Here is a 22,029-nt window from a genome sequence, read left to right on the forward strand (position 1 = left end):
AATGTATGGCCGGCGGCGGGACGCTGCCGCGCGAACCGTGCGCATGGGCGAGGATGATAGTTTTAGTTCTGATAATGACAAATGACTAAAGTCAAGCTTGATGCGATTGAAAAGCAGAACGCAGCTTTCTGCCATTAATGATTACAGATGCTTTGGTTTTGTGATCTGTATATATGGCGACGGCGCGCGGGGAGGGAAGGGCGCGCCTAGTCCTGCTGGTGCAGGCATTGCTTGATGCCGGCCAGCTGCCGCCGGCTGACCGGCAGAGGCTGGCCGATATCGGCCAGGCGCACCTGCCATTGTTCCTCGCCGTCCGCGCTGGCGCGGAACAGCTCGCGCAGCGCGTGGCGCATCACCAAGCAATTGCGGTGGATGCGCACGGCGGCGTCGCCCAGCCGCTGTTCCAGCGCGATCAGGGTTTCGTCCAGCAGGTATTCCGCGTCCGGGGTCACCAGGGTGACGTATTTGAGTTCGGCCTTGAGGTAGCGGGCCTGGGAGAAGGGGATGGGCAGCAGGCGGTCGCGCTGGCGCACGGTGAAGCTGGCTTCCGGCTGCGGCGCATCGCCGCGCTGGCGGCCGGCGCGCTCCAGCGCCTGACGCAGGCGTTCGCGCCGCACCGGCTTGAGCAGGTAGTCTATGGCCTCCAGTTCGAAGGCGCTGACCGCGTACTGTTCATGGGCGGTGGTGAAGATCAGCTGCGGCGCCAGCGGCTGGCGCCGCAGTTGCTGAGCCAGTTCCAGGCCGGAAACGCCGGGCATGGAGATGTCGGCCAGCACGATGTCGGCCGGGTTTTGCGCCAGCCAGCTCATGGCCTGGCGGCTGTCGGTCAGGCAGTAAACATGTTGCAGGCCTTGCTCGCGCAGCAGTTGGCGCAGGCGCTCGCAGGCCAGCGGTTCGTCGTCCACCACCAGCGCGCGCCAATCTTGCCAGGGGCTTACAGCACCCATTGCGGCTTGCCCAGCTTTTCCACCAGCATGCGCCAGGCTTGCAGGATTTTCTGGAACTTGTTGTTGGTGGGGGCGAGGTCGCGCACCTTGCTCAGCATGTCGTGGGCGCGGCGCATATGGCTTTCGTGCCAGCCCTGGCGGTGGACGTAGGCCATGGTGGCGTTGATCAGGTTGAGCATGACCTGGATGTTTTGCGGCATTTCCTCGTGGGCTTTGACGAAGCGCTCGATGGCGGAGTCGAATTGCCCGGCCTGGGCTTCGCGCACCGCCTGGTTGTTGAGTTCCAGCACCGATTGCACATTGTCGGCGATCAGCTGGCGGCCGTCCTCGCCCAGGCCCACTTCTTCGAACATGTCGCCGAAGCGCGCCAGCAGTTCCTCGTCGTCGTGATGGTTGCGCACCAGGTCGCGCATCACGCTGTTGCCGGCGTCCTTGTGGCCCTGGGCGTAGCAGGCGCGGGCGAACTCCATCTGCGCGTCGCTGCTGAGTTTGGGCGCCAGCTGGCGGAATTTGGTCTCGGCGTCGCTAAACAACTGACGCGCCTTGTCGCGGTTGCCCTTTTTGTTTTGCAGCTGGCTGTCCACCACGCCGGCCATCCATTCGCCTTCTTCGTTGTAGCGGTAGTCGCGGCGCAGATTGGACAGGGTGCGGCCGACGTTGGCGGTGTCGCCGCGCGCCAGTTGCACCCGCGCCAGCGCGGCGTAGTGGGTGGGGCTGCGGTGCCAGGTGTATTTGGCGATGTCCAGCGTGGTCTGGCAGGCGCCTTCCGCCACTTCCAGCTGATTATTGAGCAGGGCCACTTCCGCCAGCTGCTGCTGGCGGCGGAACACCACCGGCGAGATGTCGGTGGCCTGTTTCAAGGTGGCCTGGGCTTCGTCCAGATTGTGGTTGCTGCGGTAGAGCTTGGCCAGCCAGTCGTAGGCTTCCATCACCCGGTCGTTGTCGGTGAGCACCTCTTCGAACAGCAGCCGCGCCTCGTCGTAGGCTTTCAGCCCGGTCAGCGATTTGGCCAGGCCCATCTTGGCCCAGGGCACCGGCTTGATGCGCAGCACGTCCATGTACAGGGAACGCGCGCTGTCGAAGTCGCCAATCTTCAGCGCCAGCGAGCCCTTGAGCTTCATGAAGTCCAGCGTGAATTCGCCTCGCTCGCCGATCAGGCGCGTGCAGACTTCGATGGCGCTCAGGTATTCGTGGCGCATGATGGCCTCGTCCACCAGACGGAAGGCTTCGCGGCGGCGCATCGCCTTTTCCAGCCGCTCGCGCAGCACTTCGCCGGTGAAGGGTTTGAGCAGGTAGTCGTCCGGCCCCAGTTCCGCGGCGGAGATCACGCGCTGGGAGCGGCGCTCGCCGGTGACGATCATGAACACGCAGGACTGCTTGATCAGATTGCGTTCCTTGACCTCTTCGAACAGGTAGAGGCCGTCGTAGCCGTTGCCCAGATCGTAGTCGCACAGCACCACGTCGAACTCGTACTTGCCCATCTTGGCCAGCGCGTCGCCGGCCTTGCTGGCGTACTCCACCTTGTCGGCGCCGAAGGAGGAAAGGGTCATCGCCAGCGCGCGCTGCATTTCCGGCAGGCTGTCTATGATCAGGAACAGACGCTTGCTGTACGGATCGTCGTAGCTTTTCCGCGGCGCGGCGCCGGTCTTGCTGGCGGCGGCGACGCTCTGGAAGGTGGTCGAGTTGGTGTTGGCTGTGCTCATCTCGCTATCTTTGACGATTCTCCGCAAACTGTCATCAGTGCGACTTACAAAAATCGCTCAAGCGGCCGCCGCCGCGGCGAGAGGCTTAGCCGGCGCTCAGCTTGGCGTAGCGCAGATCCAGCCACTTCACGCCGTGCTCGGCGAAGTTGATTTGCAGGCGCACATCCTCGCCGCCGCCTTCGGCGTTGATCACCACGCCGCTGCCGAACTTGGCGTGTTCCACCGATTGGCCGATGCGGAAGCCCTGGCTGTTGTCGGCGGCCACGCGGCCCACCTTCGGAACCGCGCGCCAGGATGCATTTGTCGATGCATTTGTCTTGGCCGTCGCTTTCACTTTAGCAGATAGGTCGTGGGTGAGCTCCGCCGGGATTTCGTCGACGAAGCGCGAGCGGATGGGGTAGCGGCTCTGGCCGTGCAGCATGCGGCTTTGCGCGTTGGACAGATAGAGGCGCTGACGCGCGCGGGTGATGGCCACGTACATCAGCCGGCGTTCTTCTTGCAGGCCCTTGCCGTCGTTCATGCTGTTTTCATGCGGGAACAGGCCTTCTTCCAGGCCGGAGACGAAGACGGCGTCGAATTCCAGGCCCTTGGCGGCGTGCACCGTCATCAGTTGCAGCGCGTCGCTGCCGGCTTCGGCCTGGTGTTCGCCGGCTTCCAGGCTGGCGGCGCTGAGGAATTCGGTCAGCGCTTGCGCCGGCTCGTCCGGCATGAAGCCGGCGGCGGCGTTGATCAATTCGTCCAGGTTGGCCAGGCGCTCTTCGCCTTCTTTCTTGTCCTGCTCGTACATCGCGCGCAGGCCGGAGTCGTCTATGGCCAGGCTGACGGCTTCGGCCAGCGGCAGCTCGCGGCCGCGTTCGCGCATGCGCTCCACCAGCAGCACGAACTCGCCCAGTTTGGCCGCGGTGCGGCCGCCGCCGGAGGCGCAGGCGGCCTGCCACAGGGTGACGCCCTGCTCGCGGCTGACCGCTTGCAGGCCTTCCACCGTGCGCGCGCCGATGCCGCGCGCCGGCACATTGATCACGCGCAGCAGCGCGTTGTCGTCTTCCGGGTTGGCGATCAGGCGCAGATAAGCCAGCGCGTGTTTGACTTCCTGGCGTTCGAAGAAGCGCAGGCCGCCGTAGATGCGGTAGGGAATCTGGGCGTTGACCAGCACGTGTTCCAGCAAGCGCGACTGGGCGTTGGAACGGTAGAGAATGGCCATGTCGGACAGATTGAAGCCGTCCCGCTTGAGGCTGCGCACCTCGTCGCTGATGAACTCGGCTTCCTCGCCGTCGGAGTAGGCTTCGAACAGGCGGATCTTTTCGCCCTCGCCGGCGTCGGTCCACAGATTCTTGCCCAGCCGGCCATCGTTCTGCTCGATCAGCGCGTTGGCGGCGTTGAGGATATTGCCCATCGAACGGTAATTCTGTTCCAGCCGCACCGGCTCGCTGACCGAGAAGTCGTTGAGCAGGGAGCGCATATTGCCCACTTCCGCGCCGCGGAAGGCGTAGATGCTCTGGTCGTCGTCGCCGACGGCGAACAAGGAGCCGCCGTCGCCGGCCAAGAGCTTGAGCCAGGCGTACTGCAGGCGGTTGGTGTCCTGGAACTCGTCCACCAGGATGTGGCGGAAGCGGCTGCAATAATGCTGGCGCAGCGCCTGGTTGGCGCTCAGCAGCTCGTAGCTGCGCAACAGCAGTTCGGCGAAGTCCACTACGCCTTCGCGGCGGCATTGGGCGTCGTAGGCGGCGTACAGCTCCACCAGCTTGGCTTCGTAGGGATTGAGCGCCGGCGGCAGCTTGTCGGCGCGCAGGCCGGCTTCCTTGCTGCCGTTGATGAAGCTTTGCACCGCGCGCGGCGGGAATTTCTCGTCTGACAGTTCCAGGCTTTTCAGCAGGCGTTTGATCGCCGCCTGTTGGTCGGCGGAGTCCAGAATCTGGAAGGTCTGCGGCAGGCCGGCGTCGCGGTAGTGGGAGCGCAGGAAGCGGTTGCACAGGCCGTGGAAAGTGCCTATCCACATGGTGCGCACGTTGACCGGCACCATGGTCGCCAGCCGGGTCTGCATCTCGCGCGCGGCCTTGTTGGTGAAGGTCACCGCCAGAACGCCGCTGGGACTGGTTTGTCCGGTGGACAACAGCCAGGCGATGCGGGTGGTCAGCACCCGGGTCTTGCCGCTGCCCGCGCCGGCCAGCACCAGCGCGCTCTTGTCGGGCCAGGTGACGGCGCGCAGTTGTTCTGGATTGAGGCCGGCGAGGAGATCTGTCATGGCGAGGTGTCTATCTGGTTCAGGCAAAACGCCATTTTACACCAGGCGTGCGGCGTGGCGGTTTTGGCGCGCCGTTGCTTACAGTGTCGGTTTTAGCACCATCAGAAAATACACCGCCAGCATCGCGCAAAACGCCGGATAGCCCAGGCATTCCCAGTAGCGGGCGTAGCGCCAGTAGCGCGCGGGCAGCGGCTGGCCGGCGGCGACGGCGGCGCGCGCCATCGCCGCCATGCGGGTTTGCAGCCGCAGCACCGGCAGCCAGCACAGGCCGGCGAACAGGAACAGGCCGATGGAGGCGAGCAGCCAGTTGCTGGCGAGCGGCCAGCCGGCCTGCCGCGCCAGCCACAGGCCGGACAGCGGTTGGAAGATCACCGCCGGCGTGGTGAACCACCAGTCGGCGCGCACTACCAGCCGCGCCACTTCGGCCTGGGCCGCAGTCTGGCGGCCGCGGTTGGTGAAGAACAGGTAGAAGGCGGAGCCGAAGCCGGTGCCCACCATCAGGGTGGCGGACAGGATGTGCAGGGTTTTGACCACGAGATAGGCGTTCATGCGGAAGTCTCCCGGCGGGCGCCCAGCCACAGCAGCATGGCCAGGATGGGCAGGTTTTTCACTAAGGGGGCGAACGGATGCAGCCAGTTTTCCGGCAGCCAGAGCGCCAGCGTCAGGCTGTAGCCGGCGACGGCGGCGGCCTGGGTCCGCCACAAGGCGCGGCAGGGGCGTCCCAGCGTCAGCAGGCCGAAGACGAGGTCCAGGCCGCAGGCGGCGAGGAAGAGCGGCGCGGCCCAGGCGGCGGGCAAGGGCAGCCGCTGCAGCATGGCGACGGACGCGTCCCAGGCGCTGAGCGGCGGCTGCAGGCCGCTCCACAGCCACAGCGCCGCCAACGCGTATTCGATGTTGCGCGTGGAGGGGGTCATGGCGCTTCCCGGAATTGGCCGCTGGCCAGCGGCGCGCGTTGCAGCAGCGCGCCGAGGGTGGACGGGTCGCCGCAGCTGCCGTGGTTCAGCATCTCCAGGGTGTCGCGGCTGATCAGGCTGGACGGCCAGCGTTCGGCCAAAGCCGCCAGTGTCCGGCTGGCCTGGGGCGGCAGGTTGAGGGTGTAGGCCGGGGCGTTCAGTCCTTGCAATCGACGCAACTGGCGCAGGTAGTCGGCCAGGGTCAGCGCCTCGGCGCCGACGAACTCGATGACGCCTTCCGGCGCGTCGTCGGCCAAGGCCAGCCGCGCCAGCCCCTCCACCGCGTCGTCCAGCGCCAGCGGCTGGATGCACTGATTGCCGCCGTCGGGCAGCAGCCACAGGGGCAGCCGCGCCAGTTGCAGCAATAGCCGGCTGCTGGCGCCTTGCGGGCCGTAGATCAGCGAGGGCCGCGCGATGCGGGCTTCCAGGCCGCTGGCCAGCAGGGCGGCGTCGCCGCGGCCCTTGCCGGCCAGGAACGGGGTGGCGGCCTGCGGGTCCGCGCCCAGCGCCGACAGCTGCACCCAGCGGCGCACATCGGCTTGATAGGCCATGCTGGCCAACTGCAGCGGTCCCAAGTGATGAACGGCTTCCAGCACGCCGGCTGGGCGGTCCAGCAACTGGCCGGCGGCGTTGACCACCGTGTCGACGCCTTCCAGCCATTGACGCCAGTCGGCGCGCGGCTGGCGCAGGTCCAACTGCCGGCGCGAGGGCGCGCTGACTTGGTGCCCGTCCCGTTCCAGCCGCTGGCGCAGCGGCCGTCCGATGAAGCCGCCGCCGCCCAAGAGCAGTATCTTCATTGCGCGGTCTCCTGAGGCGCGGCGGGCAGGGGCTGGGCCTGCCGCGCGACGGGGCGGGGCGCCACCTGTCGCCAGACCAGGCGCAGCAGCACCAGCAACTGGGCCACCACGCCCAGCAGCGCCCACATCAGGATGGCGCGGATGTCCAGCCATAGAGAGGCGGAAGGGGCGTCCGGCGCGAACAGCAGCACGGCCAGCAGCGGTCCGGCCAGGATCAGGATCAAGAAGGCGCGCTGCCAGAACGGGCCGCCGGCGCCGTGCTCGCACAGGGCCTGGGTCACTTGCCGCAAGGGGCCGGCCAGCAGCCACCAGCACAACAGGCTGCACAGCAGGGGGACGATGATCATGCTGGTGATGAATCCGCTCATGGTGTTCTCCTTTGTTTCTGAAATTTCTGTCAAAACAGAAATGTAATGGCAAAAAAAATGCGCGAGGTTTCCGGCGGGGCAAGGCCGCCCGGCGGCGCCCGCGTGCGCGGCGAATTTATTTATCCCGTCCCAGCAGTTTCTGAATGCTGGCGCCCATCTTCAGCACCCGGCTCAGCGTGGCGGTGGACAAGCGCAGCATTTCCCGAGTCCAGGAGGTGAGGGTGTCCATGAACTGCCAGGTGTTGCGGATGCGTTCCTGCGCCAGCGGACTCTCCTGCTGGAAGTCCGGGCTGTCCATGCATTCCTTCAGCACCAGCAGGGTGGGCTCGATTTCACGGCGCTGCCGCTCCGCCACGATGATGCGGAACAGTTCCCAAACGTCGCCCGAAGTTTCAAAGTGGTCGCGGCGGTCGCCCAGCACGTGCACGATGCGGATCAGCTGCCAGTTCTGCAGCTCTTTCAGGCTGTTGCTGATGTTGGAACGGGCCACGTTGAGGGTGTCGGCCAGTTCTTCGGCGTTCAGCGGGCGGCCGGTGATGAAGAGCAGCGCGTGTATTTGAGCGACGGTGCGGTTCACGCCCCAGCGGGTGCCCATTTCGCCCCAGTGCAGCACGAAGCGTTGGGATACGGGTGTCAGTTCCATGGTGCTTACGATAGTTGTTTCCGAAATTTCTGTCAATACAGAAATTCATTGGCATGGAGCGGAACGAAGCGCCGCGAGAGCAAGGCCGCGCCCGGATCGGGGCGCGGCGCCGTTGGCGTCAGTGCTGATGGAACAGGGCGTTGTGTCCGGCGGCGCCGGTTTCGGCGGCTTGGGCCTTGCGGCCGCGGATGCGGTCCCACACCTTCTCGTGGAAGTAATAGGCCACGGTGTTGACCAGCGGTTCCACCAGGGCCAGCAGGCTGGAGACGCCGATATTCCCGGTCAGCAGATAAGCCACGCTGAAGGCGACGGTGAAGTGGCAGATGGCGAAAGTAATGGTCTTGAGCATGGCAGGGCTCCACGTTGAGTATTTATTGAATGATAGTCATTATCATTTAAGTGGGCCAGTTGAATATTTTGCTCAGAGCGATAGCATTTTTCTAATGAATTTTTGGATTTGATTGCGGAGGGTCGCCAGCGGCGGTGGGAAGCCGCCGCTGCGAGGGGTTTGCCGTCTGTTCACGATCGCGCGAGCGCAGGCGAGACAAGGCGTTGCGGCAAGGGGATGATGGATGAGGCTGCGAAGCCGCACCCACCGGGTTAGGCCGCGCGACGCGCGGCGGTTCTTACATCTTGACGCCCAGTTCGCGCAGGCGCTCGTTCAGATAGCTGTCCGCGGTATAGCGTTCGGACAGCACCACTTCCGGACGCGGGTGCAGGAAGAGCGGCAGCGAGATGCGGCTCTTGGTCGCGCCTTCGCCGCAGGGGTTGACCACGCGGTGTTGGGTGGACGGATAGTAGCCGCCGGAGGCCTCTTGCAGCATGTCGCCGATATTGACCACCAGGGTGCCGAAATCACAGGGCACGTCCAGCCATTCGCCTTGCTTGTCCTGCACTTGCAGGCCAGGCTCGTTGGCGGCGGGCAGGATGGTCAGCAGATTGATGTCGCCATGGGCGGCGGCGCGCAGCGAGCCGGCCGGCTCCTGGCCGGTGAGTGGCGGATAGCGCAGCACGCGCAGCAGGGTTTTCTGGCTGTCGGCGATCATGTGGGACAGCGGCTCGGTGTAGCTGGCGGCGATATGGGCCGGTGTGTATTGCTGCACCCAGGACAGCAGCTCCTGCGCGAGCTGGTTGGCGACGGCGTAGTAGTGGTCGGCGTCGGCCTTGAGTTCCGGCGGCACGCGGCCCCAGGGGTAGATGTGGAAGTATTCCTTGATGTCTTTCAGGCTTGCGCCCTTGGCGGTTTCCGATACCTCCGGGGAGAACCAGCCGTCCTGACGTTCCATGGAAAAGGCGTAGTCGTATTTGGTCTGGCTGTTGAAGAAGGCCAGCCAGTCGGCGTAGATATTTTCCACCAGGCTTTGCGGGATCGGATGGTTGACCAGCACGCCGAAGCCGGTTTCGTGCAGGGAGCGGGTGAATTGTTCCGCCGCGTCCGGCGCGTGGTAGTCGACAACTCTGACATTCATGGGGTGGGGTTCCTGAGGATTGCAGGACGCTGCCATTCAATGGCGGGGCAGGCGCCGAGGGCTGGGATTTTACCCGCGGCTCCTGGCATCACCAAGCGCGGGCCGCGGGGGTGTCGCGTCGCGGCAACGTCGGTTCAGCCGCCGGCGCGGATGAAGGGCGAGGAGCCGCCGCCGGCCATGGTTTCGGCGCGGAGCCGGCCCGCGCGCAGCAACTGCTGGACGCGCCAGAACAGGATGTCGGAGGACAGCAGCGCTTCCCGGATGTGGACGAGGGCGTCGCCGACCAGGCGGGACACCGCGCGCGGCTGCTCGCCGCTCAGCTCCAGCAGCAGCGCGTCGTAGCGGTCCAGCGGCGCTTCGACGACGTCATCGTCTTGCAGGCGGCGCAGGCCTTGGCCGTGTTCGCGCCAGCGGCGCCATTGCGAGGCCAGCGCCTGGCGTTCGCCGGCCGCCAGCGGGCGCTCCCGCCGCCGGCAATCCGCCAGCCGTTCCAGCGGCAGCATGGCCATGCTCCACTCCGCCATCTCGTCGCCGGCCTGCCAGACGGGCACCGGCGCGACGCAGACGGTCAACGGGCAGTCCGCCGGCAGCTGCTCGGCCAGCAGCGCCAACGCCAGGCGGTCGCCGGCGTTGCGGCCTTGCCAGACGGTGAGCGGCCGCGGCCGCTCCAGCAGCCGCAGCAGCGCTTTGCGGCCGGCTTGATGCCGGCGCAGCCAATCGTCCTCGTATTCCGGCAGCCAGGGCTGGGCCTGCAGCAGTTGCTGATGCCAGGCCAGGCGCAGGCCTTGATCGATGGCGTCGGCGTCCAGCAGCGGCCCGGCGCTCAGGTCTTCGATGAAGGGCAGGACCTCGCCGTCCAGCAGGCCATCGCGCCGCAGCGCGTTCAGCATGCCGGCGGCGGAGTCGCCGACGGCGAGGTGAACCCGCTCCGCGCTCATACGCGCTGGTCCATGTCCAGCGCCGGGGTGCCTTCGGCGCGGGCCACCACGCGGGCGGGCACGCCGACCACGGTGGTGTGGGCCGGCACGTCTTCCAGCACTACGCTGCCGGCGCCTATCTTGGCGCAGGCGCCCACCAGGATGTTGCCGAGAATGGAGGTGTTGGCGCCGATCAGTACGCCGTCGGCGATCTTGGGATGGCGGTCGCCGTGTTCCTTGCCGGTGCCGCCCAGGGTCACGCCCTGCAGCAGCGAGACGTTGTCGCCGATGACGGCGGTTTCGCCCACCACCACGCCGGTGCCGTGGTCCAGCATCACGCCCTGGCCGATGCGCGCGGCCGGGTGGATGTCGGCGCCGGTGACTTCGGAGATGCGGTTCTGCAGAAAGAGCGCCAGGGTTTTGCGCTCCTCCCGCCACAGCCAGTGGGTGATGCGCTGGCACTGGATGGCGTGGAAGCCCTTGAAGTAAAGCAGCGGGGTGGAGTAGTTGTCGCAGGCCGGGTCGCGGTCGAAACAGGCGCTGATGTCGGCGCGGGCGGCGGCGCTGATGGCCGGATCGGCGTCCAGCGCCTCGCGGAACAATTCCATCAGCGCGCGGGCGTCCATCACCGGGCTGGCGAGCTTGCTGGACAGGTGGAAGGCCAGCACGTCTTCCAGGGTGGTGTGGCGCAGCACGGTCATGTGCAGGAAACTGGCCAGCATGGGCTCGTCTTGCGCGGCTTGTTCGGCTTCCCGCCGGATGGCGGACCAGAGCGGGTCGCCGTTTGCTTCGTTCATTTTGCGAAACTCCCTTGCGCTGGGGCGGCGCGCCTCAGCGGTCTTTCAATTGCCAGGATAGTGCGCGGTCGAATGGGGACCACCAGGCGGTGCGCGCGCCGCTGGCGGCCAGCGCGTCGCGTACCCACTGGTTGCAGGTGGTCAACGGGCTGTAGCGGCCGTTGGCCAGGTAAAACGCGTCCTGATCATGATAATGATAGCCCGGCATCCACAGGGCCTGGCCGGCCGCGTCGCGGGCGACGGCGGCCTGGATGAAGCCGGTCAGCCGCCGGTATTGTTCCGGCGCGAGCAGCAGGCGCCGGGTGGCGGCGCCTTCGCGCGGCGTCGGCAGGTATTCCACGTGCAGCACGGCGCCGTCCAGCCCGGACAGCGCGTAGAGCGCCTTGCCTGGGGTGAGGTCGGACCAGTTCCGCGTTTCCAGGTAAAAGCTGCGGCTGCCCCAGCCTATGCCCACATAGGGCAGTTTGTCCAGATTGGCCCCGGTCCGCGGATGGCGCGGGGAAAAGGTCTCGTCCCAGTCCATGCCCGGGGCGCGGCGGGGCAGCAGCAGGCCGGCGTGCACGCCGTTGCTGTCCAGGTAGACCGGTATGCCGGACTCGGCCGGCCGCCAGTCCCGGTTGACCGGCAACAGGCCCAGGGTCAGCGCGGCGAGCAGATAGAGGGCGATCAGGGCCAGCAGGCCCAGCGCCGCGCGGGACAACAGGCGCGGCAGCCGGGCCGCCGGACGGGGCGGGCGGGATGGCATGCGCGGCTTACAACAGGACGACGTCGAATTGTTCCTGGGTGTAAGTGGCTTCCACCGACAGCGAGATCGGCTTGCCGATGAAGTCGATCAGCATCGCCAGGCTTTGCGATTCCTCGTCTATGAACATGTCGATCACCGATTGCGCGGCCAGGATGCGGTAGCCTTTGGCGTCGAACTGGCGCGCCTCGCGCACGATTTCGCGCTGGATCTCGTAGCACACGGTTTGCGCGGTCTTGATCTCGCCGCGGCCCTGGCAGGTGGGGCAGGGTTCGCACAACACGTGGGCCAGGCTTTCGCGGGTGCGCTTGCGGGTGATTTCCACCAGGCCCAGGCTGGTGAAGCCATTGAGGGTGACGCGGGTGCGGTCGCGCGCCATCGCCTTGGCCAGCTCCGCCAGCACCGCGGACTGGTGCTCGTCGTTGTCCATGTCGATGAAGTCGACGATGATGATGCCGCCCAGATTGCGCAGCCGCAGTTGCCGGGCGATGGTCTGGGTGGCCTCCAGATTGGTCTTGAAGATGGTTTCGTCGAAATTGCGGTTGCCGACGAAGCCGCCGGTGTTGACGTCTATCGTGGTCATCGCTTCGGTCTGGTCGATGATCAGATAGCCGCCGAACTTGAGGTTGACGCGGCGCGCCAGCGCCTTGTCGATCTCGGCTTCGATGCCGTGCAGCTCGAACAGTGGGCGTTCGCCGCTGTAGCGCTCGATCTTGTCCACGGCGATCTGCACGTATTGCTCGGCGAACTCCACCATGCGGCTGTAGTTCTCGGTGGAATCCACCACCACCTTGTCGGTGAAGTCGCTGACCATGTCGCGCAGCACGCGCACCGCCAGCGGCAGGTCCTCGTAGAGCAGGCTTTGCGCCGGCAGGTGCTGGGACTTGTGGCGGATGTCGGACCACAGCTTGGACAGGTAGTCGATGTCGGCGGCCAGTTCGTCGTCGCGCGCGGTCTCGGCGCTGGTGCGGATGATGTAGCCGCGCGGGCTATTGGCCGGCAACAGCTTTTCCAGCCGGGACTTCAGATTGTGGCGCTCGCTTTCGCTGTCTATTTTCTGCGAGACGCCGATGTGCTCTTCCTGCGGCAGGTGAACCAGGAAGCGGCCGGCCAGAGAGATCTGAGTGGACAGGCGCGCGCCCTTGGTGCCGATCGGATCCTTGATCACTTGCACCAGCACGGTCTGGCCTTCGAACAGCATTTTTTCGATGCGTTGCGGCTCGGTCGGGTGCTGGCGTTGTTCCAGCACGTCGGCGATGTGCAGGAAGGCCGCGCGCTCCAGGCCGATTTCAATGAAGGCGCTCTGCATGCCGGGCAGCACGCGCTTGACCTGGCCCAGGTAGATGTTGCCGACGATGCCGCGGCTGGCGGCGCGCTCCACGTGCAGTTCCTGGACGACGGCGTCTTCCAACACCGCGACCCGGGTTTCCTGCGGGGTGATGTTGACCAGGATTTGTTCTTTGGGGCGCGGCAGATCGCGCGGCAGGGGTATCGATTGATGCAGCATGGTGGTTCCCCGCGCGCTCATGGAAACTGAAAGCCGAATTCGCTCAGCAGCGCCGCGGTTTCGAAGATAGGCAGGCCCATCACGCCGCTGTGGCTGCCGTGGATGCGCTCGACGAAGACGCCGGCCTTGCCCTGGATGCCGTAAGCGCCGGCCTTGTCGAAAGGCTCGCCGCTGTCCAGATAGCGCTCGATGTCCTGCTCGCTGAGCGGACGGAAGAACACCTCGGTCACCGAGGTCTTGAGTCTGACTTGTTCGCCTTCGCGCACCGCCACGCTGGTGATGGCCTGATGGCCGCGGCCGGAGAAGGCGCGCAGCATGCGGCGGGCGTCGTCGGCGTTTTCCGGCTTGCCGAAGATTTCGCCGTCCATCGCTACCGTGGTGTCGGCGGCCAGCAAGGGCCGGGACGGCAGTCCGCAAGACTCCACCACCTGCCAGCCGGCCTCGGCCTTGGACAGCGCCAGCCGTTCGGTATAGGCGACGGCGGACTCGCCGGGCCGCACCGATTCGTCGATGTCGGCGTGGATGCGCTCCAGGTGCATGCCCAACTGTTCCAGAATTTCGCGGCGGCGCGGGCTGCCGGAAGACAGGTAAATCCGGGTGTCATTTGCGGTCATGATAGTCTGCTCATTTGTTCTTTCGGTCGTCGTCTAGGTTACCAGACGCGTGATGCCGCAACCATCGAATCCATCAGACGCCGGGCGTTTTCAGGCCGGCAAGCTCCCATTCAAATGGCGTCAATTTCCTGTTTTTAAAGGCGTGGAAGCGGCGCGCGGACGGGTTTTTTTCCGGCGGCCTGCTGCGGCGGAGCGCGCTGCCCGGTATCATGGCGGCTTGCTTCCCCATCTCCTGTCGTCATACCCCGATGCCCAAGTCCAGCGTTTCCCCGTTTGCCCGCGCCGCCACTTTGGCGGCCATTCTGTTGATCCTGTTCAATCCCTTGGGCATCGATCTTTACCTGTCGGCGATGCCGGCGATGCAGCGGCATTTCCAGGCCGACGTCGCGATCAGCCTCAGCGTGTTCATCTTCAGCCTGGGGCTGGGGCAGTTGCTGTTCGGCCCGCTGGCGGACCGGATCGGCCGCAAGCCGGTGGCCCTGGGCGGCCTGCTGCTGTATGCGGCGGCGGCCTATTTGGCCAGCCGCAGCGACAGCCTGGGCGGTTTCCTGGGTCTGCGCGCGCTGCAAGGCCTGGGCGCCAGCGCCAGCTCGGTGTGCGCGTTCACCCTGGTGCGCGATTGTTTCTCCGGCAATGCGGCGGCCCAGCGCTACAGCCTGCTCAACGCCGCGCTGAACGTGGTACCGGCGATGGCGCCCTTGCTGGGCGGCTGGCTGACCGCGCGCTGGGGCTGGCAGTCCTGCTTTCTGGCGCTGGCCGGCAGCGCGGTGCTGGCGGCGGCGTGGCTGGCCTGGAAAATGCCGGAAACCCGGCCCGCGGCTTCCAGCGCCGCCGGCCCGGCGATGGGCATGCGCCAGGTGCTGGCGACGCCGGCGCTGCGCCGTTACGGCGCTTGCTGCTGCGCGGCGCTGGCCTTGATCGTCAGCTATGTGACGCTGGCGCCGGCGGTGCTGATCGAGCGCGGCGGGGTGGACAGCACCCCCTTCGGCCTGCTGTTCGGCGGCAACGCTCTCTTGGTGATGGCGGCCAGCTTCCTGGGTCTGAAGCTGATCGGCCGCTTCGGCCAGAAGGCGATGTTGCGTTACGGCCTCAACATCATGTTGCTGGCCGGCGTATTGCTGCTGGCGCTGTCCGGCCAGCCGGGCGCTTGGCATTATATGTTGCCGATCGGCGTGCTGAGCGTGGGCTTCGCCTGGACGCTGGGGCCGGCCAGCGGCATGGCCATGGCGCCGTTTTCCCAGGGCGCCGGCCGCGCCGCCGCCTTGCTGGGCTGCGGTCAGATGCTGTTCGCCGCCGGCGTGTCGGCGGGGCTCGCGGCGCTGCCCTTGCCGGGCGAATGGGCGCTGGGCGCGACGGTCCTGCTGCTGGCCGGCCTGTGCCGCTGGCTGACCCGGCCCGCGGCGGCGATTCGGGAAAATCCTCACTGATTTTCAAGCGTTTGGCATGTATTGTGAGATTTGTGGCGCGGGTCCGGCTTTAGCTCTTGTCGGGCAGCCTACAATCGGCAGACAATTGGCCCAAATTTGAGAGTTGACTTCGACAATGAGGCGCGGCGGCAAATCACCCGGCGCTTCTCCGTTCTTTGCACTGATTAGCAGATTTCATGAACAAACATATTCCGCGCAAGCGTTTCGGCCAGAATTTCCTGCAAGACGCCAGCGTCATCGCCAACATCGTGCATGCGGTGAACCCGCAGCCGGACGACGTCGTCATCGAAATCGGTCCCGGCCTGGGCGCGATCACCAAGCCGCTGCTGGCGGCGCTCAAGCACTTGCACGTGGTGGAGATCGACCGCGACATCATCAGCCGCCTGCAAAAGGAGTTTCCGGCCGAGCGCCTGAGCATCCACGCCGGCGACGCGCTGGCCTTCGACTTTGCCTCCGTGGCGGAGGGCAAGCTGAAGATCGTCGGCAATCTGCCCTACAATATTTCCACGCCCTTGCTGTTCCATCTGGCCACTTACGGCCAGAAAGTCACCGACATGCATTTCATGTTGCAAAAGGAGGTGATTGAACGCATGGTGGCGGAGCCGTCCACCGCCGATTACGGCCGGCTGACGGTGATGTTGCAGTACCGTTTTGAAATGGAGAATATCCTGCACGTGCCGCCGGAAGCGTTCTGGCCGCCGCCGAAGGTGGATTCCGCCGTGGTGCGGATGATTCCGGCGCCGGGCCGCTGCGGCGTGGCCAGCGACGAGCTTCTGCTGGAGCAGGTGGTGACCACGGCGTTCTCGCAGCGGCGCAAGACGCTGAAGAACAACCTGAAGGGCCTGCTGGACGCGGAGGGTTTCGCCGCGCTGGAAATGGACCCCGGATTGCGGCCGGAGAATCTGCCGGTGGAGGATTACGTCCGCCTGGCCAATTATCTGAGCGCGAAAGGCCACAAGGCCAAACGTCAGTAACGGGGCTTTGGCAACGTAAAAAAATACGAGCGGGCGTTCAGCGCCCGCCGCACTACAAAGAGTCGTCCGTCCCCGTCCTTGTCGGCGGGGGCTGTCTATCACAGGAAGTGAAAAAGGAGAAACTTCATGCGTATTCGCTCCACCCTGATCTGTGCCGCCACTCTGGGCGCCTTCTGCGCCGCTCCGGCCATGGCAGCCGAACTGACCGGCACCCTGAAGAAGATCAAGGATTCCGGCGTGATCGTCCTGGGCAACCGCGACGCGTCCATTCCGTTTTCCTACTACGACAACAACCAGAAGCCGGTGGGCTACTCGGTGGACTTGGCCAATAAAGTGGTCGAGCAGGTGAAAAAAGAGCTGAAAATGCCGAACCTGCAGGTCAAGTACAATCTGGTGACCTCGCAGACCCGCATCCCGCTGGTGCAGAACGGCACCGTGGACCTGGAGTGCGGCTCCACCACCAATAACGTGGAGCGTCAGAAGCAAGTGGCGTTCTCGGTGGGCATCTTCGAGATCGGCACCCGTTTGCTGACCGCCAAGACCTCGGGCATCAAGGACTTTCCGGATCTGAAGGGCAAGAACGTGGTGACCACCGCCGGCACCACCTCCGAGCGCCTGATCAAGGCGATGAACGCCGACAAGAAGCTGGGCATGAACATCATCTCGGCCAAGGATCACGGCGAATCCTTCCTGATGCTGGAGTCCGGCCGCGCCGCGGCGTTCATGATGGACGACGCGCTGCTCTACGGCGAGATGGCCAAGGCCAAGAGCCCGGCCAACTGGGTGGTGACCGGTAAGGCCCAGTCCTATGAGATCTACGGCTGCATGATGCGCAAGGAAGACCCCGCCTTCAAGAAGGTGGTGGACGCCGCGCTGAGCAACACCTTCAAGTCCGGCGAGGTCAACAAGATCTACGCCAAGTGGTTCACCAGCCCGGTGCCGCCCAAGGGCCTGAACCTGAACTTCCCGATGTCCGATGAATTCAAGGAGCTGATCGCCAAGCCGACCGACAAGTCTGCCGAGCAGATGTAAGTCGCGGTTGGCGCGCCGCCGCCCCGTCCTCCCCGCTGTCTGGCGCGGAGCCCGGGGCGCGCGGCCGTACCCGCTTTCTTTGTGTGTGGCCGGGCGTTTGCGCCGGCCGCGGCCCGCCTGCGCATGAGCGCGCCCGGTGGGCTGGCGTTGTGGGAGTGAAGCATGAATTACCACTGGGACTGGATGGTGTTTTTCAAGTCCACCGGGGTGGGTAGCGAGATCTATCTGAACTGGTTCGTCACCGGCCTGGGCTGGACCATCGCCGTGGCGCTGGCCGGCTGGGCGATCGCCCTGGCCTTGGGCTCGGTGCTGGGCGTGATGCGCACGGTGCCGAATCGCTGGGTGGCCGGCATCGCCGCCGCCTATGTCGAGTTGTTCCGCAATGTGCCCTTGCTGGTGCAATTATTCGTCTGGTACTTCCTGATCCCGGACCTGCTGCCCGAGGGCGCGCAGACCTGGTTCAAGCAGGACCTGGCGCCGGCCACATCCGCCTTCTTGTCGGTGGTGGTGTGTCTGGGCCTGTTCACCGCGGCGCGGGTGTGCGAACAGGTGCGCACCGGCATCGAAGCTTTGCCGCTGGGGCAGCGCAACGCTTCGTTGGCCATGGGTTTCTCCCTGGCGCAAACCTATCGCCACGTGTTGCTGCCGCAGGCTTTCCGCATCATCATTCCGCCGCTGACCAGCGAGTTTCTGAATATTTTCAAGAACTCCTCGGTGGCCTCGCTGATCGGCCTGATGGAACTGCTGGCGCAGACCAAGCAGACCGCGGAGTTCTCCGCCAACATCTTCGAGGCCTTTACCTTGGCCACCATCATCTATTTTGTGCTCAATATGAGCCTGATGACGCTGATGGCCTGGATTGAACAGCGGGTGCGCATTCCCGGCATGATGGGGGGCAAATGATGGATTTCGATTTCAGCCAGATCGGCCCGGCCTTGCCGGGACTGTGGCAGGGCATGCAGCTGACGCTGAAGCTGCTGGTGATGGCGGTGGTGGGCGGCGTGGTGCTGGGCACTCTGCTGGCGCTGGCCAGGCTGTCCGACAACCGGGTGCTGGCGCCGTTGGCCAAGTTCTACGTCAATTACTTCCGTTCGATTCCGCTATTGCTGGTGATCTCCTGGTTCTACCTGGTGGTGCCGCTGTTGCTGAACTGGATCACCGGCAATTTCGAGCCGGTGGGGGCGTTCACTTCCTGCCTGGTGGCCTTCGTGATGTTCGAGGCGGCGTATTTCTCCGAGATCGTCCGCGCCGGCATCCAGGCCATTCCCAAGGGTCAGGCCGGCGCCGCCTACGCGCTGGGCATGAATTACGGCCAGGTGATGCGTCTGGTGATCCTGCCGCAGGCCTTTCGCAAGATGACGCCGCTCTTGCTGCAACAGTCCATCATCCTGTTCCAGGACACTTCGCTGGTGTACGCTGTCGGCTTGATGGATTTTCTCAACACCGCCCGCTCCAAGGGCGACGTCGTCGGCTTGCCGCATGAGTTCCTGCTGTTTGCCGGCGCAGTCTATTTCGTGATCAGTTTCGGCGCTTCGCGGCTGGTGAAGCGTATGCAAAAGAGGTTGGCTGTATGAGCGCAATGATTTCCCTGAAGCAAGTCAGCAAATGGTATGGCCAGTTCCAGGTCCTGACCGATTGCACCACCCAGGTCGCCAAGGGCGAGGTGGTGGTGGTGTGCGGGCCGTCCGGCTCCGGCAAATCCACCCTGATCAAGTGCGTGAACGCGCTGGAGCCGTTCCAGAAGGGCGAGATCATCGTCGACGGCATTTCGGTGGGGGCGCCCAAGACCGATCTGCCCAAGCTGCGCAGCCGCGTGGGCATGGTGTTCCAGCACTTCGAACTGTTCCCGCATCTGTCCATTACCGAGAATCTGGCCATCGCCCAGGTCAAGGTGCTGGGCCGCAGCCAGGACGAGGCGCGCGACAAGGGCTTGAAATTGCTGGACCGGGTGGGGCTGAAGGCGCATGCCGACAAGTTTCCCAGCCAGCTGTCCGGCGGCCAGCAGCAGCGGGTGGCGATTGCGCGCGCGCTGGCGATGGATCCGATCGCGATGCTGTTCGACGAGCCCACCAGCGCGCTGGACCCGGAGATGATCAACGAGGTGCTGGACGTGATGACCGAACTGGCGCACGAGGGCATGACCATGATGTGCGTGACTCACGAGATGGGCTTTGCCCGCCGCGTGGCCAATCGCGTGATCTTCATGGACCAGGGCCATATCGTGGAGGATTGCGACAAGGACGAGTTCTTCGGCAATCTGGACGGCCGTTCCGAGCGCGCCCGTCACTTCCTGTCCAAGATCTTGCAGCACTAAGAACCTATTCACGATCTCGCGAGCTAAGGCGAGACAAGGCGAAAACGAGAGAAAAAGCGGAATGTACACGGGTACATGAGCATTTTGAGCTTGGTTTCAACGCCGTATCGCCGACGCGCAGCAGATCGTAAACAGGTTCTAAGCCAGGTTCTGGTCAAAGTAAAAGCCCGCCGTTTGGCGGGCTTTTCGTTTGGACGGCGCGATCAGTTGCCGTTCTTGATCTGTTGGCTGACCTGGTTCTCCTCCTGATTCAGCGTTTTTTGCTCCTGCTTGGTGATGTGGCCGTGATCGAGCTTGGCCATGTCCTGCTCCTGCTGGCGGATGTCGCGGTCTTCGCCGTGCAGCTTGCGCGCTTCGTCGCGGCTGATCTTGCCTTCCTTCAGTTCGCGGTGAATGCGGCGGTCCTGATGATGCAGGCGCTGATTGACTTCCTCGCGGCGCGGATGCTCCTTCTGCCATTCGGATTCGGCCCGGGCCTGGGCGGCGAGCAATAGGCTGGCGGCGAGCAGGCCGGTCAGCAGCAGGGGGCGAGCGTTCGTTTTCATCTTGATCTCCTGGGATGGCAATGATTGCCAGATGTCATCCTAGAAGGGGGCAGGGCAAGTGTTTGTTAAGGCTGTTTAATCTGTGTTGCCCGCGGCGGGCTTAGACATGAAAACTAAGAAATCTCCGTCCACGGGCGCATGGCGGTTCAGAAAATCCAGTTTGGCGGCGCGGTCCAGCCGCTTGAACGCGTATTCGGCCTTCAGCGCCTCGGAGCGGCCTGCGCAGACCAGCACCAGGGCCAGCGCCTGCGGCGGGTTGAGCCGGGTGTAGCGCGCGCCCTTGCCGGCGGCGTGCTGGGCGTAGCGGCGCGCCACATCGGTGGTGACGCCAGTGTAGAGCGCGCCGTCGCGGCAGCGCAGCACATATAAAAACCAGGGCCGGGGGGAAGCCCGGCCCTGCGTGTCCCGCGCGTCGGCGGATTTAGATGCTGGCATCCAGATTGGCCAGCGGGCTGATCAGCACCCGTTCGGTGCGGTTGCCCTTTTGCACGGTGACGCGCAGCTTCCATTCGCCGACGGTGATTTCATCGCCTTCGCGCGGAATGCGCTCCAGGCAGTCCATCAGCAGGCCGGCCACGGTGTGGAAGTCTTCGTCTTCGAAGTCGCCCAGCACGATGTGCTGCTCCAGCGTCACCAGTTCCAGGCTGCCTTCCACGTCGAAGCTGCCGTCGGCCTGCGGCACGATGGCCGGCAGTTCGTGACGCTCGTGTTCCTCCGGAAACTCGCCGGCGATCGCCTCCATCAAGTCCTTCTGGGTGACGATGCCTTCCAGGCTGCCGAACTCGTTGACCACGAAGGCCATGTCCGCCGAGTGCTGGCGGAAGCTCTCCAGCGCCTTGAGCACGGTGACGGTTTCCGGCAGCACCAGCGGCTGGCGCAGCGCGGCGTCGATATTCATTTCGCCGCCATCCAGCAACTGGGTCAGCAAGTCCTTGCGCGCGACGATGCCTTGAGGCTCGTCGATGCTGCCGTCCTTGATCACCACCAGCCGCGAGTAAGGACTGTCGCGCAGCACTTTGCGCTGCGCGTCCTGGCTCTGGCTCAGGTCCAGGCGGTGCACGTCGGCGCGCGGCGTGGCGATCACGCGGATCGGCCGCTCGGCCAGGGTCAGCACGCTGTGTATCATCGCGCGTTCGTTTTGGGCGAAAGCTTCCTGCGGCTCGGCGTCCTTGCTGTCCTCCACCTTGCCTTCGTCGGCGCTGGGGCTGGTCAGCTTGCTGCCCATCAGGCTGAGCACCGCGTTGGCGGTGCGTTCACGCAAGGACTGGTTGCGGTTCAGGTAGCGGATGCGATTGGCCTGCGACACCTGGTTGAAGGCTTCAATCAGCACCGAGAAGCCGATGGCCGCGTACAGATAGCCCTTGGGAATATGGAAGCCGAAGCCTTCCGCCACCAGGCTGAAGCCGATCATCAGCAGGAAGCCCAGACACAGCATCACCACGGTGGGGTGGGCGTTGACGAAGGCGGTCAGCGGTTTGCTGGCGGCGATCATCATCAGCATGGCGACGATGACGGCCAGCATCATCACCGGCAGGTGTTCGGCCATGCCGATGGCGGTGACTACCGAGTCGATGGAGAATACCGCGTCCAGCACCAGAATCTGGGCGACGACGGTGCCGAAGGCGGCGTAAGCCTTCTGGCCGTTGCTCTTCACTTCATCCACGCCTTCCAGGCGTTCGTGCAGTTCCGTGGTGGCTTTGAACAACAGGAATACACCGCCGCCCAGCATGATGAGATCGCGCCCGGAGAAGGGCTGGCTGAGCACGTGGAACAGCGGCGAGGTCAGCGTCACCAGCCAGGAGATGCTGGCCAGCAGCACGAGACGCATAATCAGGGCGAGCGACAGGCCGGTGATGCGGGCGCGGTCGCGTTGGTGCGGGGGGAGCTTTTCCGCCAGGATGGCGACGAAGATCAGGTTGTCAACGCCCAGCACCACCTCCAGGATGATCAGCGTGAGGAGGCCAAGCCAGGCGGAAGGGTCAGACAGCCACGAAACGTCCATGATGAAAACGAAGATTCCTTATAGATAAAAACGGGG

General features: G+C 64.9%; 25 protein-coding genes. 6 read left to right on the top strand and 19 right to left on the bottom strand.

What is annotated here, in order from left to right:
* Window positions 1-206: 206 nt before the first annotated feature.
* The 16 genes from QUG03_RS14575 to QUG03_RS14650 all read right to left on the bottom strand — a co-directional run bounded on the left by QUG03_RS14575 (window position 207) and on the right by QUG03_RS14650 (window position 13,928).
* Window positions 207-947: a LytR/AlgR family response regulator transcription factor gene (locus tag QUG03_RS14575; RefSeq protein ID WP_107797761.1), complete on the bottom strand. Its 741-nt coding sequence runs from the start codon at window positions 945-947 to the stop codon at window positions 207-209.
* Window positions 935-2,650: a tetratricopeptide repeat-containing response regulator gene (locus QUG03_RS14580; protein ID WP_107797762.1), complete on the bottom strand. Its 1,716-nt coding sequence runs from the start codon at window positions 2,648-2,650 to the stop codon at window positions 935-937. The genes QUG03_RS14575 and QUG03_RS14580 overlap by 13 nt, the downstream gene beginning before the upstream one ends.
* A gap of 85 nt (window positions 2,651-2,735) precedes the next feature.
* Window positions 2,736-4,892, bottom strand: coding sequence for a UvrD-helicase domain-containing protein (locus QUG03_RS14585; protein WP_235085037.1), 2,157 nt, complete (start codon window positions 4,890-4,892; stop codon window positions 2,736-2,738).
* Between the two features lie 78 nt (window positions 4,893-4,970).
* Window positions 4,971-5,441: a DUF2269 family protein gene (locus QUG03_RS14590; RefSeq protein ID WP_500820307.1), complete on the bottom strand. Its 471-nt coding sequence runs from the start codon at window positions 5,439-5,441 to the stop codon at window positions 4,971-4,973.
* Window positions 5,438-5,806: a DoxX-like family protein gene (locus QUG03_RS14595; protein ID WP_500820308.1), complete on the bottom strand. Its 369-nt coding sequence runs from the start codon at window positions 5,804-5,806 to the stop codon at window positions 5,438-5,440. Before QUG03_RS14595 ends, QUG03_RS14590 begins: the two co-directional genes overlap by 4 nt.
* The gene (locus QUG03_RS14600) at window positions 5,803-6,642 is read right to left on the bottom strand and encodes an NAD-dependent epimerase/dehydratase family protein (protein WP_500820309.1); all 840 of its coding nucleotides are present in this window, start codon (window positions 6,640-6,642) and stop codon (window positions 5,803-5,805) included. Before QUG03_RS14600 ends, QUG03_RS14595 begins: the two co-directional genes overlap by 4 nt.
* Window positions 6,639-7,010, bottom strand: a complete 372-nt coding sequence (locus tag QUG03_RS14605; RefSeq protein WP_253313544.1) for a hypothetical protein — start codon at window positions 7,008-7,010, stop codon at window positions 6,639-6,641. Before QUG03_RS14605 ends, QUG03_RS14600 begins: the two co-directional genes overlap by 4 nt.
* A gap of 115 nt (window positions 7,011-7,125) precedes the next feature.
* Window positions 7,126-7,653, bottom strand: a complete 528-nt coding sequence (locus QUG03_RS14610; protein WP_107797769.1) for a GbsR/MarR family transcriptional regulator — start codon at window positions 7,651-7,653, stop codon at window positions 7,126-7,128.
* Window positions 7,654-7,771: 118 nt separating this feature from the next.
* Entirely contained in the window at window positions 7,772-8,002 is a 231-nt protein-coding gene (locus QUG03_RS14615; RefSeq protein ID WP_019102374.1) for a DUF2061 domain-containing protein, read from the bottom strand.
* Window positions 8,003-8,279: 277 nt separating this feature from the next.
* Window positions 8,280-9,122 (bottom strand): isopenicillin N synthase family dioxygenase, encoded by an 843-nt coding sequence (locus QUG03_RS14620; RefSeq protein WP_500820310.1) that lies wholly within the window; start codon window positions 9,120-9,122, stop codon window positions 8,280-8,282.
* A gap of 134 nt (window positions 9,123-9,256) precedes the next feature.
* Window positions 9,257-10,060, bottom strand: a complete 804-nt coding sequence (locus tag QUG03_RS14625) for a DUF3658 domain-containing protein (protein WP_500820311.1) — start codon at window positions 10,058-10,060, stop codon at window positions 9,257-9,259.
* Entirely contained in the window at window positions 10,057-10,836 is a 780-nt protein-coding gene (gene cysE / locus QUG03_RS14630) for a serine O-acetyltransferase (protein WP_107797772.1), read from the bottom strand. The genes QUG03_RS14625 and cysE overlap by 4 nt, the downstream gene beginning before the upstream one ends.
* A gap of 34 nt (window positions 10,837-10,870) precedes the next feature.
* Window positions 10,871-11,581, bottom strand: a complete 711-nt coding sequence (locus QUG03_RS14635; RefSeq protein ID WP_500820312.1) for a TIGR02117 family protein — start codon at window positions 11,579-11,581, stop codon at window positions 10,871-10,873.
* Between the two features lie 7 nt (window positions 11,582-11,588).
* A complete protein-coding gene (rng, locus tag QUG03_RS14640) occupies window positions 11,589-13,085 on the bottom strand; it encodes a ribonuclease G (protein ID WP_048413615.1) in 1,497 nt (498 codons plus the stop codon).
* A 17-nt stretch (window positions 13,086-13,102) separates the two neighbouring features.
* The gene (locus QUG03_RS14645; protein ID WP_107797774.1) at window positions 13,103-13,699 is read right to left on the bottom strand and encodes a Maf family protein; all 597 of its coding nucleotides are present in this window, start codon (window positions 13,697-13,699) and stop codon (window positions 13,103-13,105) included.
* A gap of 73 nt (window positions 13,700-13,772) precedes the next feature.
* Window positions 13,773-13,928: a hypothetical protein gene (locus QUG03_RS14650; protein ID WP_158274200.1), complete on the bottom strand. Its 156-nt coding sequence runs from the start codon at window positions 13,926-13,928 to the stop codon at window positions 13,773-13,775.
* Window positions 13,929-13,947: 19 nt separating this feature from the next.
* On the opposite strand from QUG03_RS14650, the gene QUG03_RS14655 reads away from it, so the two are divergent.
* The 6 genes from QUG03_RS14655 to QUG03_RS14680 all read left to right on the top strand — a co-directional run bounded on the left by QUG03_RS14655 (window position 13,948) and on the right by QUG03_RS14680 (window position 19,446).
* A complete protein-coding gene (locus tag QUG03_RS14655; RefSeq protein WP_500820313.1) occupies window positions 13,948-15,126 on the top strand; it encodes a multidrug effflux MFS transporter in 1,179 nt (392 codons plus the stop codon).
* Window positions 15,127-15,302: 176 nt separating this feature from the next.
* The gene (rsmA, locus tag QUG03_RS14660; protein WP_107797776.1) at window positions 15,303-16,100 is read left to right on the top strand and encodes a 16S rRNA (adenine(1518)-N(6)/adenine(1519)-N(6))-dimethyltransferase RsmA; all 798 of its coding nucleotides are present in this window, start codon (window positions 15,303-15,305) and stop codon (window positions 16,098-16,100) included.
* A 126-nt stretch (window positions 16,101-16,226) separates the two neighbouring features.
* The gene (locus QUG03_RS14665; RefSeq protein WP_019102383.1) at window positions 16,227-17,132 is read left to right on the top strand and encodes a glutamate/aspartate ABC transporter substrate-binding protein; all 906 of its coding nucleotides are present in this window, start codon (window positions 16,227-16,229) and stop codon (window positions 17,130-17,132) included.
* 162 nt (window positions 17,133-17,294) lie between these two features.
* Window positions 17,295-18,035 carry an amino acid ABC transporter permease gene (locus tag QUG03_RS14670; protein ID WP_227106438.1) on the top strand — a complete coding sequence of 247 codons (741 nt, stop codon included), beginning with the start codon at window positions 17,295-17,297 and terminating at the stop codon, window positions 18,033-18,035.
* The gene (locus QUG03_RS14675) at window positions 18,032-18,706 is read left to right on the top strand and encodes an amino acid ABC transporter permease (protein ID WP_107797779.1); all 675 of its coding nucleotides are present in this window, start codon (window positions 18,032-18,034) and stop codon (window positions 18,704-18,706) included. The genes QUG03_RS14670 and QUG03_RS14675 overlap by 4 nt, the downstream gene beginning before the upstream one ends.
* A 5-nt stretch (window positions 18,707-18,711) precedes the next feature.
* Window positions 18,712-19,446, top strand: a complete 735-nt coding sequence (locus QUG03_RS14680) for an amino acid ABC transporter ATP-binding protein (protein ID WP_107797780.1) — start codon at window positions 18,712-18,714, stop codon at window positions 19,444-19,446.
* A 203-nt stretch (window positions 19,447-19,649) separates the two neighbouring features.
* Here the strand turns inward: QUG03_RS14680 and QUG03_RS14685 are convergent, their stop codons facing one another.
* The 3 genes from QUG03_RS14685 to QUG03_RS14695 form a co-directional block, all read right to left on the bottom strand.
* Entirely contained in the window at window positions 19,650-19,991 is a 342-nt protein-coding gene (locus QUG03_RS14685) for a hypothetical protein (protein ID WP_199225780.1), read from the bottom strand.
* 75 nt (window positions 19,992-20,066) lie between these two features.
* Window positions 20,067-20,426 carry a GIY-YIG nuclease family protein gene (locus QUG03_RS14690; RefSeq protein ID WP_500820314.1) on the bottom strand — a complete coding sequence of 120 codons (360 nt, stop codon included), beginning with the start codon at window positions 20,424-20,426 and terminating at the stop codon, window positions 20,067-20,069.
* Window positions 20,413-21,993 carry a TerC family protein gene (locus QUG03_RS14695; protein WP_227106442.1) on the bottom strand — a complete coding sequence of 527 codons (1,581 nt, stop codon included), beginning with the start codon at window positions 21,991-21,993 and terminating at the stop codon, window positions 20,413-20,415. The genes QUG03_RS14690 and QUG03_RS14695 overlap by 14 nt, the downstream gene beginning before the upstream one ends.
* Window positions 21,994-22,029: the final 36 nt, after the last annotated feature.

Source organism: Chromobacterium sp. CCUG 30098 (genome assembly GCF_059916605.1).